Source organism: Sphingomonas psychrotolerans (genome assembly GCF_002796605.1).
Lineage (GTDB): Bacteria > Pseudomonadota > Alphaproteobacteria > Sphingomonadales > Sphingomonadaceae > Sphingomonas > Sphingomonas psychrotolerans.
Genome location: NZ_CP024923.1, coordinates 4,650,298 through 4,665,038 on the forward strand (window position 1 = coordinate 4,650,298; position 14,741 = coordinate 4,665,038).

Genomic DNA, 14,741 nt, shown 5'->3' on the forward strand with positions numbered 1-14,741 from the left:
TTGACAGCCGCCTTGCGTCATGGCAAGGCGCCCACCACTTTCCGGGTCACACCCGAAAATCCAAGATATTTTGAAAGGCAAGAGGCAACACATGGTGAAGCCGGAATGGGGCACCAAGCGCGCGTGCCCGAAGTGCGGAACGCGCTTCTACGATCTGACCAAGGACGAGCCGGTCACGTGCATCAGCTGCTCCTATTCGTGGGAGCCCGAGCCGATCCTGAAGTCGAAGCAGCCCTTGCCGTTCGAGGCGGCCAAGGCCAGCCCGGCCAAGCCGGAGGCGGTCGACTCCGATCTGGGTGACGAAGATCTGGACATCGCCGAGGACGAAGAGCCGTCCCCCGACGACGATGTCGATCTGGGCGGCGACGACGATCTCGGCGTCGAGACCAACAGCGACGAGGACGAGCAGTAAGAAAATCGGTGAGGCAGGGGCGCAGATGAAAAAGCGTCCTTGCCAAACCGGCAGGGCCCTTCTAATGGGCCTGCCTTCCCGGGGTTTGGGGCCGTAGCTCAGCTGGGAGAGCGCTGCAATGGCATTGCAGAGGTCAGGGGTTCGATCCCCCTCGGCTCCACCATTCCCCCGCGTGCTGGCGCATCCAGGCGCCGCACCGAACCGCCGGATCGGCGGTATCTATTTGAAAGCGCGTCCTTGATCGTGCCTCGGCGGCCTTGCGACCCGCAAGAACACCGCTTTGGGGATGGGGATCGCTCCTGAATCTCGCAGACCTGTATGTCCGGCTCATCCTCGGGATCGGCGACGGCACCGGGGCGCCCGTACCATTCTCCACATTCATGCCGGAATGGCGGTCCTGCTGGTCGTGCGCGTGCTCACCCGCCGATCGCTGGCGACGCGCTGGCCGTTGCTCGCGATCTACGTTGCCGAGCGGGCCAACGAGATCATGGACTATTCGGGCACGGTCGAGTGATGCCAGACCCGCTGAGCGACGTTTTCAACACGGCCTTCTGGCCGGCGGTGTTGTTCATTGGTGCGGATCGGGCGCGTGCGCCAAGCCCTCACGGCCCCGAAACGCGCACGATTGAGGTTGCTGCGGGATGGGTTGATGCCGCGCGACCGAACGCGCGGCATCTGATCGCTCAGGCCGACTTGGCGCGGCCGCGCGGCGTTGCTGTCGCGGGAGCGCTCTGCGAGCGGGCAGCGCGCCCCTTGGCACCGAGGCCGATCTTCTTCGCCATCGCGCGACGCTGCTCGGAATAGCTCTCGGCGACCATCGGATAATCGGGCTTGAGATTGTACCGGCGCCGATAATCCTCGGGGGTCATGCCGTGGGTGGAGAGATGGCGACGCAGCGTCCGATAAGGCTTGCCATCGATCATCGACAGGATGTGGTCCCGCGATGCGAGCGACTTGCGCACCGATACTGCCGGCGCGAACTCCTGCACGGGACTGGCGTCTTCCGCATCGGTCGTGGCTGCGCCCTCCGCGAGCTCAGTTACCGTTGCGTGCATCGTTCGCAGGAATGTCGGCACATCCTCCGCCGAAACGCGATTGTTCTGATTGCCCAGCCACGCAATCGTCAGCTCGGTGGCAAGTTCGACCGCGCTCAGGCTATTTTCTTCCGACATGGCGACTCCTTGTTTTTGATTGGGGCGACACTTTTCCGACCGCCGGGGCGGGACCATAATGAAAGGCGCACGTTTGTCGACTACCTGCGTTAGTTTTTTGATGAACAAGTTTGTCTGTTCTTGTTGTCCGCAATTTCTTAGCGATTAGTTGCTCTCCTTCCTGCGGCACCAAAGATGTCGTCCGAATTTATCTCTTTCATAAAATACAGTTGTTTAGAATGGCACGTTGCCGCGCCGCTGAAAATCTGAACACTAGCCAAGGCCGAGGTCAGGCGAGCGGCCTGCTTCCCGTAGGCGCGCCCCGGACTAGTTCATCGATTAATGCTATTGAGATTGACTCGCATTATGGCGTCTCTTATGGCGCCCGCGAAACTATCGGGTCAAAAAGGGAATTCAGATGAAGCTGGCACTGCGCCATCTCCTGCTGGCGAGCACGTTGCTTGCCGCCGCGCCAGCCCACGCCTTCGCTGCTCCCGATCTCGCCGCGATGTCCGACGATCAGGACCAGTCGAAGAGCGAGATCGTCGTCACCGGGACGATCGAACAGCAGTCGAGTTCGGCGACCGGCCTGGCGCTCACGCCAAAGGAGACGCCGCAATCGATCACCATCATCGACCGCCAGCGGATCGAGGATTTCGCGCTGACCAACGTCAACGATCTGCTCGACCAGACTGTCGGCATCAACGTCGAGCGCGTCGAGACCGACCGCACCTATTTCAATTCGCGCGGGTTCGACGTGTCGAACTTCCAGGTCGACGGAATCGGTCTGCCGCTATTTTGGGGCATTCAGTTCGGCGAGCTCGATACCGCATTGTTCGATCGGGTCGAGACGGTGCGTGGTGCCAATGCGATCATGACCGGCATCGGCAACCCGTCGGCAACGATCAACTATATCCGCAAACGCCCGACCGATAGCTTGCAGGCAAGCGGCTCGGTGCAGGGCGGGTCTTGGGACAAGTGGCGGGTCGAGGGCGACGTATCGGTACCGCTCCGCGATACCGTTGCGGCACGATTGGTCTATGCGCACGAAGAGCGTGACTCGTATCTCGACTACAACCACGTCAATCGCGACGTCTATGGCGCGATCCTGAGCTGGAAGGCGACGCCGAGCCTCACTCTGACCGCCGGTTATACGCGGCAGGAGAACGACGCCGACGGCGTGCTGTGGGGCGCGCTGCCGCTCACCTATAGCGACGGCACGCGGATCGATTACCCGATCTCCGCCTCGACCTCGGCCGACTGGACCTATTGGAAAGTCAAAGATCAGAGCGCCTTTGCCGAGATCGGCTATGCGTTCGCCGGCGGCTGGTCCGTCAAGGGCGTCTTCACCTACAAGCGCTTCGAGGAGAATGCGAAACTGCTCTACGCCTTTGGCTATCCGGACAAGGCGACCGGGCTCGGCGTCGAGGGCTCGTCGGGCATCTATCCGTCGATCTACGACCAGTATCTCGGCGACTTCTACGCCTCGGGTCCAGTCAAGCTATTCGGGCGCGAGCACAGCCTTGCATTCGGCGTTTCGACCGCGCGCTCGGACGCACTCGAATATGAGGATTTCGCGGGTACCGTCGTCTATCCCGCGCTGCAGGACTGGGACAAGGGCCTGATTGCCGAGCCGACCTATGGCAATCAGTATCTGGCGGCCGACTATACCGATCGTCTCACTCGCGTTTACGGTGCCGCGCACCTCAATCTCGCCGACAATCTCAAGGCCGTCGTCGGCGCCAGCGCGATGTGGATCGATTCGAGCGGCACGTCGTACGCCACCGACCAGTCGCGCAAGGACAGCGCGGTGAGCCCCTATCTCGGTGCGATCTTCGACATCACGCCTAATGTCTCGTTCTATGCGAGCTATACCGACATCTTCAATCCGCAGATCGAGGTGGACGCCACCAATGCGAAGCTCGCTCCTGCCAAGGGTAGCAGCCTCGAGGGCGGCATCAAGAGCACGTGGTTCGGCGGCCGGCTCTACGCCACGGCGTCGCTGTTTCGCGCGAAGCAGCGGGGATTGGCGGCGTTTGCCGGTGTCTTCGGACAAGGCGATGCCGGGCAGGCTGGCGACAGCTATTATACCGGCGTCGACACCGTTTCGAAGGGCTTCGAAATCGAAATCGCCGGCAAGATCACCGACAAATGGAGCCTGAGCGGCGGCTATACCGGGCTCAAGCTCGAGGATGAGGCGGGGGACCCGACGCGGACCTGGTTGCCGCGCCGTACGCTCAAGCTCGCCACTAGCTGGAACGAACCGACGCTCAACGATCTCAAGCTCGGCGCGCAGCTGCGCTGGCAGAGCGCGATCAGCTATGCCGATGCGAACATTCAGGATGCGGGCGGCAACGACGTCGTCCTCAGGCAGGATAGCTATGCCGTGGTCGATCTGATGGCCGGAATCCGCGTGTTCGATCGCGTGCGCGCGGCGGTGAATGTCCGCAACGTCACCGACCACAAGCATCTCGCCAGTCTGATGTGGGGACAGGCCTTCTACGCGCCGCCGCGCAGTGCGACCTTGTCGCTCAGCTTCGCATATTGAATAGCGGGGCGGTGGTGGGCGGGGCGCAATCGGGGCGGAGAGGCTGGCGCTATCGCGGCAACGTCGCCGCGCGCGCAGTGACCGGCAGCGTCGGGGCCTATGCGGTCGCGGCCTTGCTCGCCATGGCGCTGGCGCGGACGCTCCCGATGGCACGAGTCGAGGCGGTGACGGTGGCGACATTGCTCGCTTTCCTCGTCGCGCCGGCCGTCACCATCTGGGCGTTCCTCGCGCGTGGGCCCCTGGCGCGCGGTCGCGGGCGTGGTCGCCGCGGCGCTGCTGCTCGCCGCGATCGTCTGGGCGGCGGGGCCGCCGGCATGAGCCCAGTGCGTGAAGGCGCGCGGCAAGTGATGGCGTGGCTGCACGGCTGGACCGGGCTGCTGCTCGGCTGGGTGTTGTTCGTGATGTGCCTCGGGGGCACGCTCAGCGTGTTCAAGCCCGAGATCGGGCGGTGGATGCGCCCCGAGGCCAGCGCGACTGCCGATCCCGCCGAAGCGATCGCCGCGACAGCCGATTGGCTCTCGCGCAATGCCCCCGATGCGACCGGTTGGTACCTCACCGTACCGGACAGCCGGATGCACACGGTCGAGGCGGCATATGACAGCGGCGGCGCGTTTCTCTACCGCGCGCTCGATCCGTCGACGGGGGCGCCCGTCGCGCGCGAGACGCTGGGCGGAGAATTCTTCTACCGGCTCCATTTCGAGCTTGAGCTGCCCTTCCCTTGGGGCCGACTGCTCGCCTCGCTCGCCGCGGCAGTGATGCTGATCGCGTTGATCACCGGAATCATCGCGCATCGCCGCATCTTCCGTGACTTCTTCACCTTCCGCCCGCGCAAGGGCCAGCGCTCGTGGCTCGACGGGCACAATGCGCTCGGCGTGCTGGCGCTGCCGTTCCACCTGATGATCACCTTTACGGGGCTGATCACGCTCGGGTCGCTGAGCATGCCCTGGCCGATCAGCGCCGCCTATGGCGAGGACGTGGCGGCCCTATACCGCGAGCAGATACCCGGCATCGCCGAGCGCGCAGCCTCCGGCGCCAGGACGCCGCTCGCCCCGCTCGTCCCGATGCTGCACGAGGCGCAGCGCCGCTTCGGCGGCGGTGCGGTCGGCCGCGTCTATGTGATCAATCCGGGCAACAAGAACGCAGTGGTGACTGCGTTTCGCGCCGATACGAGCCAGATCGCCTACACGCCTGCCGAGATCAGCTTCGACGGAGCGACGGGGCGTGTGCTGGCCGAGTGGTCCGAGGCGCGGCCTGCGATTCAGACGTACAACGTGCTCTACGGGCTGCACATGGGCCGCTTCGCGCCATCGCTGACCCGCTGGCTCTACTTCCTCGGCGGCGCGATGCTGACACTGGCGATCGCCACTGGGCTCGCCCTGTGGATCGTCAAGCGCCGCGAGCGCGGCCCGCTGTCGATGGCCAACCGCATCCTCGAACGCCTCAATGTCGGCGTGCTGGCCGGCGTGCCGCTCGGCTGCGTAGCTTTTCTGCTCGCCAATCGTCTGCTGCCGCTGGGGCTGTCGGGCCGTTCGGAGGCGGAGGTGTCGATCGCCTTGTGGACGGCCGCGGCAGCTTTGGCCGTCGGCGCGGTGCTGCCGTCCACGATCACCTGGCCGCTGTTGCTCGGGTTGGTCGCCGCAGGCTGCGCGATTGCTCCCCTGTTCGTGCCGCTGGGGCAGGGGGACGCAGTGATCCTCATCGGTAACCTGATGCTGCTCGGAGTCGCCGCGGCCCTCTTGCCGCTGGTCTGGCGGCAGACTCGGCGTCCAGCCGTATCTGGCGCGCGCCGTGCTGGGAGAGCGGCCGCGTGATTGCCGCCGGGCTCCTCTATCTCGGCCTGTTCGCGCTGGCAGCGGGGATGTCGCGCCACGCACCTGCGTTGCTCGGCCGTTGGCATGCGCCCCGCCGCGTCGATCGCCTGCCACGCGCCGGATGGGTCCTGATCGCGCTGTCGCTCGTGGCGGCGTTGCTGACACCGGACTGGTCGCGGGCCTTGGTCACCTGGTTCGGCCTCGCGCCGCTCGCCGCCGGAATCGTGCTGTTGAGCCTCGCCTTCGCGCCGCGCCTCGCGCGAGTGAGTGCGGTGCTGGCCATCGGGATGGCGATCGTTGGCCTTGCCTTTGCCCTCGCGGGAGCGGGCGCTGCGGCCTGAAGCCGCCTCGGGCTACGCACCCGCAGCATATATCTTGGCTTGCACGATGGCAGCGCTGTCAAATATGCCGGGTGCAGGGCCGCTTTCGGCCGGGGGTCCGCCATGTCCAGCCGTCCGACGATCAAGGAAGTCTCGAAGATCGCAGGCGTGTCGTTCAAGACCGTCAGCCGCGTCCTAAACAATGAAAAGCATGTCAGCGAGGAGACTCGCCGCCGCGTCGAGGAAGTCGTCGCGCGATTGAACTTCCGCCCCAGCCATGCCGCGCGCACGCTGGCCGGGCGGCGCTCGTTCCAGGTGGCTTTGCTCTACGACAATCCCAGTCCCTATTATGTCTATCATATCCAGATCGGCGCGCAGAAGCGCTGCAGCGAGCTCGGCTATCGGCTGCTGCTCCAGCCGGTCGACAGCCAGTCGCCCGATCTGGTCTCGAACGTGATGGCGCTGATCGACGAGGCGCATCTCGACGGGGTGATCCTGTCGCCGCCGGTGACCGAGATGCCGGCTTTGCTCGACGAACTCGATCGCCGCGGCCTGCCTTATGTCCGGATCGCGCCCGGAGCGCGCAAGGAAGCCGGCATGGCCGCGACGATCGACGATATCGCCGCGGCGCGCGAAGTCACCGAGCATTTGATCGGGCTCGGCCATCGCTCGATCGGCTTCATTCGCGGCCTGGAGAGCCACGTTTCGACCTGGGACCGGCTGCAGGGCTATCGCGAGGCGCTCGAGGCGCACGGCATCGCTTTCGATCCCGAGCTGGTCGCAGCCGGCGAGAACAGCTTCACGTCGGGTGGTGAGGCGGCGCGGAAGCTGCTCGAACGCGAGCCCCGGCCGACTGCGATCTTCGCCGGCAATGACGATATGGCTGCGGGCGTGCTGGCGGTGGCGCACGAGAGTGATGTCGACGTGCCCCGCCAGCTGTCGATCGTCGGGTTCGACGATTCGGATCTCGCCAAGGCGGTATGGCCGCCGCTCACCACGATGCGCCAGCCGGTGCGCGAGCTCGCTTATGCCGCGGCCAATCTGATGCTCGTGCCCGACGCCGAGCAGCGAGTCACGCTCGAGCACAAGCTCATGGTGCGCTCGACCACCGGCCCTGCGCCGCGTTAACCATCCTGTCCGAGCGGTCCCGGGACGAGCTGTCCCACGGATAGACGGGTGTTAACCTTCTTCCGTGCTGGCAATAAAAGTAAACAAGTCGTTAACTGCTGCCATGCAGACTCGTTTCGTCGCCGAGGGCCAGGCCCGCCGCCATCCTTTCCGGGTGCAGATGCGCCGCGTCGTCGCGATCGAGCGCAAGATCAGCGACGACAGCGACTGGAAGCTGTTCGCCCTGAGCTTCACGGCGTTTTTCGTCTGCTTCTCGACCTTTATCGCCTGAGGCGTCCCAAGTCCCGTCCCGGTGCTCCAGCGAAAGCAGGAGCCCAGAGTCACGGGCGGTGCACTCGGTTACCCTGGGCTCCTGCTTCCGCAGGAGCACAAGCGCCTCAGGGAATCGGATCGAGCCCGTGGGGCAGGTCCTCGGCCTTGTAGAGCCGCCACGCGCAATAAGCCGAGGCGAGGCACAGCAGGAAGACGATCCAGATCGCGTGAACCACGGCCACGCCGGGGATGTTGGTGAAGCCGAGGATCCCCACCGATCCGGCGACCATCGCCCCCGAATTGACGATGTTGTTTGCGGCTACGGTGCGCGATGTCTGCGACTTGTCCACCGTCGTGGTGAGGAAAGCGTAGAGCGGCACCACGAACATGCCGCCGGTAATCGCGATCATGCCGAGATCGAGGAGCACGCGCCAGGCGTAGGGCAATGCGAGGAAGTCGGCAGTCTTGAGCAGCGGGCCGTCGCTCACCGGGAAGAAAGCGGCGGCGAAGAAGAAGTCGGCGACGAACAGCGACATCGCCAGCACCGAGGCCGGCGCATATTTCGCCGAGACATGCCCTTTGAGCATGCGGTTGATGATGATCGAGCCGATCGCGATGCCGACCGAGAAGATTGCGAGGAATACGCTCGCCACGTCCTTTTGCGCGTGGAAGACGTTCTTCACCAGCGGTGGGAACAGCACCCCCAGAATAGCGGCGATCGTCCAGAACACGCTGATCGCGACGATCGCGAGATAGAGCCGCGGGATGTGCATCGTCGCGCGGATCAGCCGGGCCGAGGCGCGGAAGATGTTGTAGTCGAGCTTCAGCTTGGTCAGCGGCGGCGCGGGCGGGATCTGGAGCGAGGCGAACCAGCCGATCACCGCCACGCCGACCACCGCGAAGGCCGCGAAGGTCGGGCTGATCAGCCCGCCCGCGATCGTACCGCAGAGGATGGCGATATAGGTGCCGGCCTCGACCATCCCGGTGCCGCCGAGAACTTCGTCCGCTTCCAGATGCTGCGGGAGCACGGCATATTTGATCGGGCCGAAAAAGGTCGAGTGGATCCCCATGCCGACCAGAGCGACCAGCATCAGCGGCAGGCTCTTCACGAGGATGCCCAGCGCGCCGACGAGCATGATCAGCACTTCGGCGGCCTTGATGATCCGCATGATCTTCGCTTTGTCGTAGCTGTCGGCGATCTGCCCGGCGAGCGCGGAGAAGAGGAAGAAGGGGAGGATGAAGATGCCCGTGGCGATCGCGCTGAACTGCGTTTCCTGCTCGACCGAGTCGAAGATGTAATAGATTGCGAAGAACACCATCGCGTTCTTGAAGAGATTGTCGTTGAAGGCACCGAGAAACTGCGTGATGAACAGCGGCAGGAAGCGGCGCTCCTTCATCAACCCGAGCGCACCGATCATATCGTACCATGTCCTTGAAGCGCGAGGCATGCCCCGCCGAACGACGGGCCCGCATAGCCGAGTGGCAAGGAACGTATCAACCGCCATATGCGTCCCCTGTCCATGATCAAGACGGTTTCAGCGCCCCCACGAGCAGTGCTAGGAGGCGTGGCATGCTGACGCTCCCCAATATCCTGACGCTTTCCAGGATCGTGACCGTGCCGCTGCTCGCGGCATTCCTGTGGTGGCCCGAATGGCGAACCGGCTATGCGATCGCCTTCGCGATCTATTGCCTGATGGGCATCACCGACTATTTCGACGGCTATCTGGCCCGCGCGCAGGGCACGGTTTCCAAGCTCGGCGTGTTCCTCGATCCGATCGCCGACAAGATCATGATCGCCGCGGTGATCCTCATGCTGGTGGGCAAGGGCGTGATTGCCGATTACCACTTGATCGCCGCGCTGATCATCCTGCTGCGCGAGATCACGGTCTCGGGGCTGCGCGAATTCCTCGCCCAGCTCCAGGTATCGGTGCCGGTGTCGCAACTCGCCAAATGGAAGACGGCACTCCAGCTCGTCGCGTTCGGCGCGCTGATCCTGGGACAGGCGCTGCCGCAATATCCGTGGGTGGCGTTGCTCGGGCTGGTCACCTTGTGGAGTGCCGCGGTGCTCACCGCGATCACCGGCTGGGATTATCTGCGCGTCGGCCTCAAGCACATGGACACGTGATGGACCTGCTCTATTTCGCCTGGGTGCGCGAGCGCGTCGGAACGGGCCATGAACAGCGCGATCCCCCGGCGACGGTGCTGAGTATCGCCGATCTGATCGCGTGGCTCGCCACGCTGAGCCCGGGCCATGCCGAAGCGATGCGCGAACCCGAACGGTTGCGCGCCGCGATCGATCAGAAATTCGTGCCGCTCGACGCGCCGCTCGGCAACGCCCGCGAGGTCGCGCTTTTCCCTCCGGTTACCGGCGGATGATCCGCGTCTCGGTCGATCCCGCGCCGATCGAACTGGCGGTCGAAGTCGCCGCGCTCGAGGAGCGCGGGGCAGGGGGCGTCGCTACGTTCACCGGTCTGGTCCGCGGCGACGACGGGGTTACTGCGCTCGAACTCGAACATTATCCGGGCATGACCGAACAGGCGCTGATCGCGCTCGCGGAAACCGCGACCGAGCGCTGGTCGCTGCTCGGAGTGACGATGGTCCACCGCATCGGAGTGATGGTGCAGGGGGACCGCATTGTCTTCGTCGGCACCGCGGCGCATCATCGTCGCGAGGCGCTCGAAGCCTGCGCATTCCTCATCGACCGGCTCAAGACCGACGCACCGTTCTGGAAGCGCGAGCAGCGGGGCGAGGATGCCCGCTGGGTCGACGCGCGCCATACCGACGCGGAAGCTGCGGGGCGCTGGGGCTAATCCAAGAACCTACCGCGTCTGCGCAAGAACCTCGGCCAGCAGCCGAAAGTCGCGTTCGCGGGGAGAGGCCTTACGCCACACCAAAGCGATTTGCCGCGATGCATTCTCGGCGTCGAGCGGTCGTGCGGTCACGCGGGTATGCTCGAGGATCCCCGCGTCGATCGCCATCTGCGGCAGCATCGTCACGCCGAGGCCGTTATCCACCATCTGCACCATCGTGTGCAGCGACGTTCCCAGCATCGTCGCCTCGGCGCGCAATTCTGGGCGGTTGCACGCCGCCAGTGCATGGTCCTTCAGGCAATGCCCGTCCTCGAGCATCAGCAGCCGGTTGGGGTCGATATCCGCGGGGCGGATCGTTGGCGTCGGGTCCATCTCCCCTTCCGGAAACGCGACGAACAGGCGGTCGTCGAACAAAGGCGCCGCCTCGACTTCGCCGCAGCCGAAGGGGAGGGCGAGCAAAACGCAATCGGTGCGCCCATGATGGAGTTGCTCGCATGCCTGGCCGCTGGTCTCCTCGCGCAGGAACAACTTCAGATCGGGATATTCGCGCCGCAGCCGTGGCAGGATCCGCGGAAGCAGGAACGGGGCGATCGTCGGGATCACGCTCATCCGCATCTCGCCCGAAAGCGGCCGCCCGGCAACGCGCGCGAGATCGCCGAGTTCGTCGGCCTCGCGCAGCACCCGCCGCGCCTTCTCGACGATTCGCTCGCCCAAAGGCGTGAACCGGACCACCCGGCGGGTCCGTTCGACCAGCACCACGCCGATCAGCGTCTCAAGTTCGCGAATCCCGGCGGAGAGAGTCGACTGGGTGACGAAGCTGGCCTCCGCCGCGCGGCCAAAATGGCCGGAATCGTGCAGCGCGACGAGGTATTGGAGCTGCTTGAGCGTCGGGAGGTAGGTTGCGGCCACTGATCGCCTCTATCGATTGTATCGGCGTATATAAGTGATTCTTTCTCTTACGTCATCCGGCGAAGGCCGGGATCCAGAGCCACGGGCGATGATGGTTGGAGCCCCGGTCCAACGTTCGCCAGGATGACAATAAGCGTCAGGCCGCCGCTTCGATCAGTTCCTCCGCCGGCAGCCGGATCAGATAGTCGAACGCCGAAAGCGCCGCGGTGGATCCCGCTCCCATCGCGATGACGATCTGCTTGTACGGCACCGTCGTCGCGTCGCCCGCGGCGAAGATCCCCCGCTGCGAAGTCTCGCCGCGCGCGTCGATCTCGATCTCGCCGCGCGGGCTCAGCGCCACGGCGTCCTTGAGCCATTCGGTGTTCGGCACCAGCCCGATCTGGACGAAGATCCCTTCGAGGGCGACTTCGTGCGAGGTGCCGTGGTTGCGGTCCTTGTAGACCAGCCCGATCACTTTCTCGCCGTCGCCGCGCACTTCGGTGGTCAGCGCCGAGGTGATCACATTGACGTTCGGCAGAGTAGCCAGCTTGCGCTGAAGCACTGCGTCGGCGCGCAAGTCGGTGTCATATTCGATCAGCGTCACGTGCGCGACGATTCCGGCGAGATCGATCGCCGCCTCGACTCCCGAATTGCCGCCGCCGATTACCGCGACGCGCTTGCCCTTGTACAAAGGCCCGTCGCAATGCGGGCAATAAGCGACGCCCTTGTTGCGATACTGGTCCTCGCCGGGAACCCCCATCTGCCGCCAGCGCGCGCCGGTCGACAGGATCAGCGTCCGCGCCTTGAGGCTTGCGCCGTTGGCCAGCCGCACTTCGTGCAGCCCGCCCTCGATTGGTGCCGGGATCAATTTCTCGGCGCGCTGGAGGTTCATCACGTCGACATCGTAATCCTTGACGTGCTGCTCGAGATGCGCGGCCAGCTTGGGGCCTTCGGTATGCGGCACCGAAATGAAGTTCTCGATCGCCATCGTGTCGAGTACCTGTCCGCCGAAGCGCTCGGCGGCGATGCCGGTGCGGATGCCCTTGCGCGCCGCGTAGATCGCCGCCGCGGCGCCTGCCGGCCCCCGCCGATCACCAGCACGTCGAACGCATCCTTGGTCTTGATCTTCTCGGCCGCGCGCGCCTCGGCGCCGGTGTCGAGCTTGGCGACGATTTGCTCGAGCTCCATCCGGCCCTGACCGAATGGCTCACCATTGAGAAACACCGTCGGCACCGCCATCACCTTGCGGCTCTCGACTTCGTCCTGGAACAAGGCGCCGTCGATCGCGACGTGCTTGATCCGCGGATTGAGCACCGCCATCAGGTTGAGCGCCTGCACCACGTCGGGGCAGTTCTGGCACGACAGCGAGAAATAGGTCTCGAATGCGAAGTCGCCATCGAGGTCCTTGACCTGATCGATCAGTTCCTGCGCTGCGCGCGACGGATGCCCGCCGACCTGCAGCAGCGCTAGTACCAGCGAAGTGAATTCATGCCCCATCGGCAGGCCCGCGAAGCGCACCCCGATATCGGTGCCGGCGCGGCGGATCATGAAGCTGGGCTTGCGCGCATCGTCCTTGCGAACGACGCTAATGTCGTCCGACAGCGCCGCGATGTCGTTCAACAGTCGCTCGAGCTCGCCCGACTTGGCATCGTCGCCCAAGCTGGCGACCAGCTCGATCGGCTGCTTGATGTTGACCAGATAGGTCTTGAGCTGTTGCGTCAGATTGGCGTCGAGCATGGCGAACTCCGAAACTTGAAACAAAACGACCCGGGATGAACCGAAATCCACCCCGGGCCGCATGGGCGCCCCCACAAGGGGGGAGGGAGGGGCGCCTTGGGGGTTAGATCTTGCCGACGAGGTCGAGCGAAGGCGCGAGCGTCGCTTCGCCCTCTTCCCACTTGGCCGGGCAGACTTCGCCCGGATGCGCGGCGATATACTGCGCGGCCTTGATCTTGCGGAGCAGTTCGGCGGCGTTGCGGCCGACGCCTTCCGACGTGATCTCGACCAGCTGGATCACGCCCTCGGGATCGACCACGAAGGTGCCGCGGTCGGCGAGGCCCTGACCTTCACGCAGCACCTGGAAATTGGTGCTGAGATTGTGGTTCTGGTCGCCGAGCATATAGTAATTGATCTTGCCGATCGCCGGCGAGGTATCGTGCCACGCCTTGTGGCTGAAATGCGTGTCGGTCGACACCGAATAGACTTCGACGCCCATCTTCTGGAGCTGCGGATAGATGTCGGCGAGGTCCTCGAGCTCGGTCGGGCACACGAAGGTGAAGTCCGCCGGATAGAAGAAGAACACGGCCCATTTGCCGCGGGTGTCGGCGTCGGTAACCTCGACGAACTTGCCTTCCTTATAGGCCTGTGCGGTGAAAGGCAGAATCATGCTTCCGATAAGCGCCATGCGAATTTTCCTCCAAAGGCGTTGTGTTGCAATGCGGGATATAGGCGCGCTGCACCGCAATGCTAATGGGAACCTTCACTCGCTTTGATCGAGTAAGGCGATCAATGGCGGGCAATTGATCGAACAGGCCTCTCGTCCGTCACCCCGGCGAAAGCGGGGGCCCAGAGCCAAGCAGGACTGTCTGTGAAAGGCAACTCTGGATCCCAGCGTTTGCCGGATGACGGAAACTAGGAGCGGGCCGCTTCTTACCGCACCGCAAGATAAAGATTGTACACGCTGGTCAGCGTGAGCACCACGCCGACCATCAGCATCAGTCGCTTGGGCTCGACTCGCTTCGCCAGCAATGCCCCGAACGGTGCCGCGATCACGCCGCCGATCAGCAGGCCGATCGTGGCAAGCGTGAACGCCTCCCATCCCAATTGGGTGATGAAGGTCGCCGAGATGGTCGTCGTCACGAAGAACTCGGCGGTATTGACCGTGCCGATCGTCATGCGCGGGCTCGATCCCTGGACGAGCAGGTTCGAAGTCACCACCGGACCCCAGCCGCCGCCGCCCGCAGCGTCGAGGAACCCGCCGGCGAGGCCGAGAGGCTCGACGATCTTCGGGCTGCGCTCCTGCGGCGGATAATGCTGCGCGCGCCAGAGCAGGTACAGCCCGATCGCGGTCAGATAAGCGAGGATGAACGGTTTGGCGGTGGCCGCGTCGATGTTCGAGAGCACATAGGCGCCCAGCGCCCCACCGATCACGCCGGGGATCGCGATCCGCAGGAACAGCTTCCAGTTGACGTTCTTGTGGAGCGCGTGGCTGACCCCGGAGACCGCAGTGGTGAAGGTCTCGACGGTGTGGACGCCCGCCGATGCCATCGCGGGCGGCACGCCGAGGCTCAGCAGCAAGGTGTTCGAAATGACGCCGAACGCCATGCCCAGCGCGCCATCGACCATCTGCGCGGCAAAGCCCACGGCGATGAAGGGAAGCAGCGCCGTGAGGTCAATTCCGAAGATCATCCGCGCCCCTGCA

Annotated in this window: 15 protein-coding genes, 1 tRNA gene and 1 pseudogene; 11 read left to right on the forward strand and 6 right to left on the reverse strand. The window is 64.6% G+C overall.

Annotated elements, in window-relative coordinates:
* Positions 1 to 91 precede the first annotated feature (91 nt).
* The 3 genes from CVN68_RS21165 (at position 92) to CVN68_RS24230 (ending at position 926) form a co-directional block, all read left to right on the forward strand.
* Positions 92 to 412, forward strand: a complete 321-nt coding sequence (locus tag CVN68_RS21165) for a TIGR02300 family protein (protein ID WP_100283945.1) — start codon at positions 92 to 94, stop codon at positions 410 to 412.
* A gap of 87 nt (positions 413 to 499) precedes the next feature.
* A tRNA-Ala gene (locus CVN68_RS21170) sits at positions 500 to 575 on the forward strand.
* Positions 576 to 800: 225 nt separating this feature from the next.
* A complete protein-coding gene (locus CVN68_RS24230) occupies positions 801 to 926 on the forward strand; it encodes a hypothetical protein (RefSeq protein ID WP_267893720.1) in 126 nt (41 codons plus the stop codon).
* Between the two features lie 169 nt (positions 927 to 1,095).
* On the opposite strand, the gene CVN68_RS21175 is transcribed toward CVN68_RS24230, so the two are convergent.
* A complete protein-coding gene (locus CVN68_RS21175) occupies positions 1,096 to 1,584 on the reverse strand; it encodes a MucR family transcriptional regulator (RefSeq protein ID WP_100283946.1) in 489 nt (162 codons plus the stop codon).
* Positions 1,585 to 1,981: 397 nt separating this feature from the next.
* On the opposite strand from CVN68_RS21175, the gene CVN68_RS21180 reads away from it, so the two are divergent.
* The 5 genes from CVN68_RS21180 to CVN68_RS23745 all read left to right on the forward strand — a co-directional run bounded on the left by CVN68_RS21180 (position 1,982) and on the right by CVN68_RS23745 (position 7,641).
* Complete coding sequence (locus CVN68_RS21180) at positions 1,982 to 4,111, forward strand: TonB-dependent siderophore receptor (protein WP_100283947.1); 2,130 nt, start codon at positions 1,982 to 1,984, stop codon at positions 4,109 to 4,111.
* 314 nt (positions 4,112 to 4,425) lie between these two features.
* Positions 4,426 to 5,922 carry a PepSY-associated TM helix domain-containing protein gene (locus CVN68_RS21190; protein ID WP_100283948.1) on the forward strand — a complete coding sequence of 499 codons (1,497 nt, stop codon included), beginning with the start codon at positions 4,426 to 4,428 and terminating at the stop codon, positions 5,920 to 5,922.
* Complete coding sequence (locus tag CVN68_RS21195; protein WP_100283949.1) at positions 5,919 to 6,263, forward strand: DUF3325 domain-containing protein; 345 nt, start codon at positions 5,919 to 5,921, stop codon at positions 6,261 to 6,263. The genes CVN68_RS21190 and CVN68_RS21195 overlap by 4 nt, the downstream gene beginning before the upstream one ends.
* A 102-nt stretch (positions 6,264 to 6,365) precedes the next feature.
* Positions 6,366 to 7,370 carry a LacI family DNA-binding transcriptional regulator gene (locus tag CVN68_RS21200; protein WP_100283950.1) on the forward strand — a complete coding sequence of 335 codons (1,005 nt, stop codon included), beginning with the start codon at positions 6,366 to 6,368 and terminating at the stop codon, positions 7,368 to 7,370.
* A gap of 103 nt (positions 7,371 to 7,473) precedes the next feature.
* The gene (locus CVN68_RS23745) at positions 7,474 to 7,641 is read left to right on the forward strand and encodes a hypothetical protein (protein WP_199560155.1); all 168 of its coding nucleotides are present in this window, start codon (positions 7,474 to 7,476) and stop codon (positions 7,639 to 7,641) included.
* Positions 7,642 to 7,747: 106 nt separating this feature from the next.
* On the opposite strand, the gene CVN68_RS21205 is transcribed toward CVN68_RS23745, so the two are convergent.
* Entirely contained in the window at positions 7,748 to 9,040 is a 1,293-nt protein-coding gene (locus tag CVN68_RS21205; RefSeq protein WP_100283951.1) for an MFS transporter, read from the reverse strand.
* Positions 9,041 to 9,192: 152 nt separating this feature from the next.
* Here CVN68_RS21205 and pgsA point away from each other — a divergent pair, with 152 nt between their 5' ends.
* Genes pgsA through CVN68_RS21220 form a run of 3 tightly spaced genes read left to right on the forward strand, consistent with a single transcriptional unit; the run spans position 9,193 to position 10,432 of the window.
* Positions 9,193 to 9,747, forward strand: coding sequence for a CDP-diacylglycerol--glycerol-3-phosphate 3-phosphatidyltransferase (gene pgsA, locus CVN68_RS21210; RefSeq protein WP_100283952.1), 555 nt, complete (start codon positions 9,193 to 9,195; stop codon positions 9,745 to 9,747).
* Positions 9,747 to 9,998, forward strand: a complete 252-nt coding sequence (gene moaD, locus CVN68_RS21215; protein WP_100283953.1) for a molybdopterin converting factor subunit 1 — start codon at positions 9,747 to 9,749, stop codon at positions 9,996 to 9,998. The genes pgsA and moaD overlap by 1 nt, the downstream gene beginning before the upstream one ends.
* Complete coding sequence (locus CVN68_RS21220) at positions 9,995 to 10,432, forward strand: molybdenum cofactor biosynthesis protein MoaE (RefSeq protein ID WP_100283954.1); 438 nt, start codon at positions 9,995 to 9,997, stop codon at positions 10,430 to 10,432. Before moaD ends, CVN68_RS21220 begins: the two co-directional genes overlap by 4 nt.
* Positions 10,433 to 10,441: 9 nt before the next feature.
* On the opposite strand, the gene CVN68_RS21225 is transcribed toward CVN68_RS21220, so the two are convergent.
* From CVN68_RS21225 to CVN68_RS21240, 4 genes and pseudogenes are all read right to left on the reverse strand, one after another.
* On the reverse strand, positions 10,442 to 11,341 hold the full coding sequence (locus CVN68_RS21225) for a hydrogen peroxide-inducible genes activator (protein ID WP_100283955.1): 900 nt from the start codon (positions 11,339 to 11,341) through the stop codon (positions 10,442 to 10,444).
* 136 nt (positions 11,342 to 11,477) lie between these two features.
* Positions 11,478 to 13,057 (reverse strand): annotated as a pseudogene (gene ahpF / locus CVN68_RS21230) (alkyl hydroperoxide reductase subunit F).
* Between the two features lie 103 nt (positions 13,058 to 13,160).
* A complete protein-coding gene (gene ahpC / locus CVN68_RS21235; RefSeq protein WP_100283956.1) occupies positions 13,161 to 13,724 on the reverse strand; it encodes an alkyl hydroperoxide reductase subunit C in 564 nt (187 codons plus the stop codon).
* Between the two features lie 245 nt (positions 13,725 to 13,969).
* Positions 13,970 to 14,728, reverse strand: coding sequence for a sulfite exporter TauE/SafE family protein (locus CVN68_RS21240; RefSeq protein ID WP_100283957.1), 759 nt, complete (start codon positions 14,726 to 14,728; stop codon positions 13,970 to 13,972).
* Positions 14,729 to 14,741 lie beyond the last annotated feature (13 nt).

Bases quoted from the DNA above. Each gene is read 5' to 3' on its own strand.
- CVN68_RS21175 (WP_100283946.1), bottom strand. From the start codon at position 1,584: ATGTCGGAAGAAAATAGCCTGAGCGCGGTCGAACTTGCCACCGAGCTG.
- CVN68_RS21200 (WP_100283950.1), top strand. From the start codon at position 6,366: ATGTCCAGCCGTCCGACGATCAAGGAAGTCTCGAAGATCGCAGGCGTG.
- CVN68_RS21165 (WP_100283945.1), top strand. From the start codon at position 92: ATGGTGAAGCCGGAATGGGGCACCAAGCGCGCGTGCCCGAAGTGCGGA.
- CVN68_RS21190 (WP_100283948.1), top strand. From the start codon at position 4,426: ATGAGCCCAGTGCGTGAAGGCGCGCGGCAAGTGATGGCGTGGCTGCAC.
- pgsA (WP_100283952.1), top strand. From the start codon at position 9,193: ATGCTGACGCTCCCCAATATCCTGACGCTTTCCAGGATCGTGACCGTG.
- CVN68_RS23745 (WP_199560155.1), top strand. From the start codon at position 7,474: ATGCAGACTCGTTTCGTCGCCGAGGGCCAGGCCCGCCGCCATCCTTTC.
- moaD (WP_100283953.1), top strand. From the start codon at position 9,747: ATGGACCTGCTCTATTTCGCCTGGGTGCGCGAGCGCGTCGGAACGGGC.
- CVN68_RS24230 (WP_267893720.1), top strand. From the start codon at position 801: ATGGCGGTCCTGCTGGTCGTGCGCGTGCTCACCCGCCGATCGCTGGCG.
- ahpC (WP_100283956.1), bottom strand. From the start codon at position 13,724: ATGGCGCTTATCGGAAGCATGATTCTGCCTTTCACCGCACAGGCCTAT.
- CVN68_RS21180 (WP_100283947.1), top strand. From the start codon at position 1,982: ATGAAGCTGGCACTGCGCCATCTCCTGCTGGCGAGCACGTTGCTTGCC.
- CVN68_RS21205 (WP_100283951.1), bottom strand. From the start codon at position 9,040: ATGATCGGTGCGCTCGGGTTGATGAAGGAGCGCCGCTTCCTGCCGCTG.
- CVN68_RS21220 (WP_100283954.1), top strand. From the start codon at position 9,995: ATGATCCGCGTCTCGGTCGATCCCGCGCCGATCGAACTGGCGGTCGAA.
- CVN68_RS21240 (WP_100283957.1), bottom strand. From the start codon at position 14,728: ATGATCTTCGGAATTGACCTCACGGCGCTGCTTCCCTTCATCGCCGTG.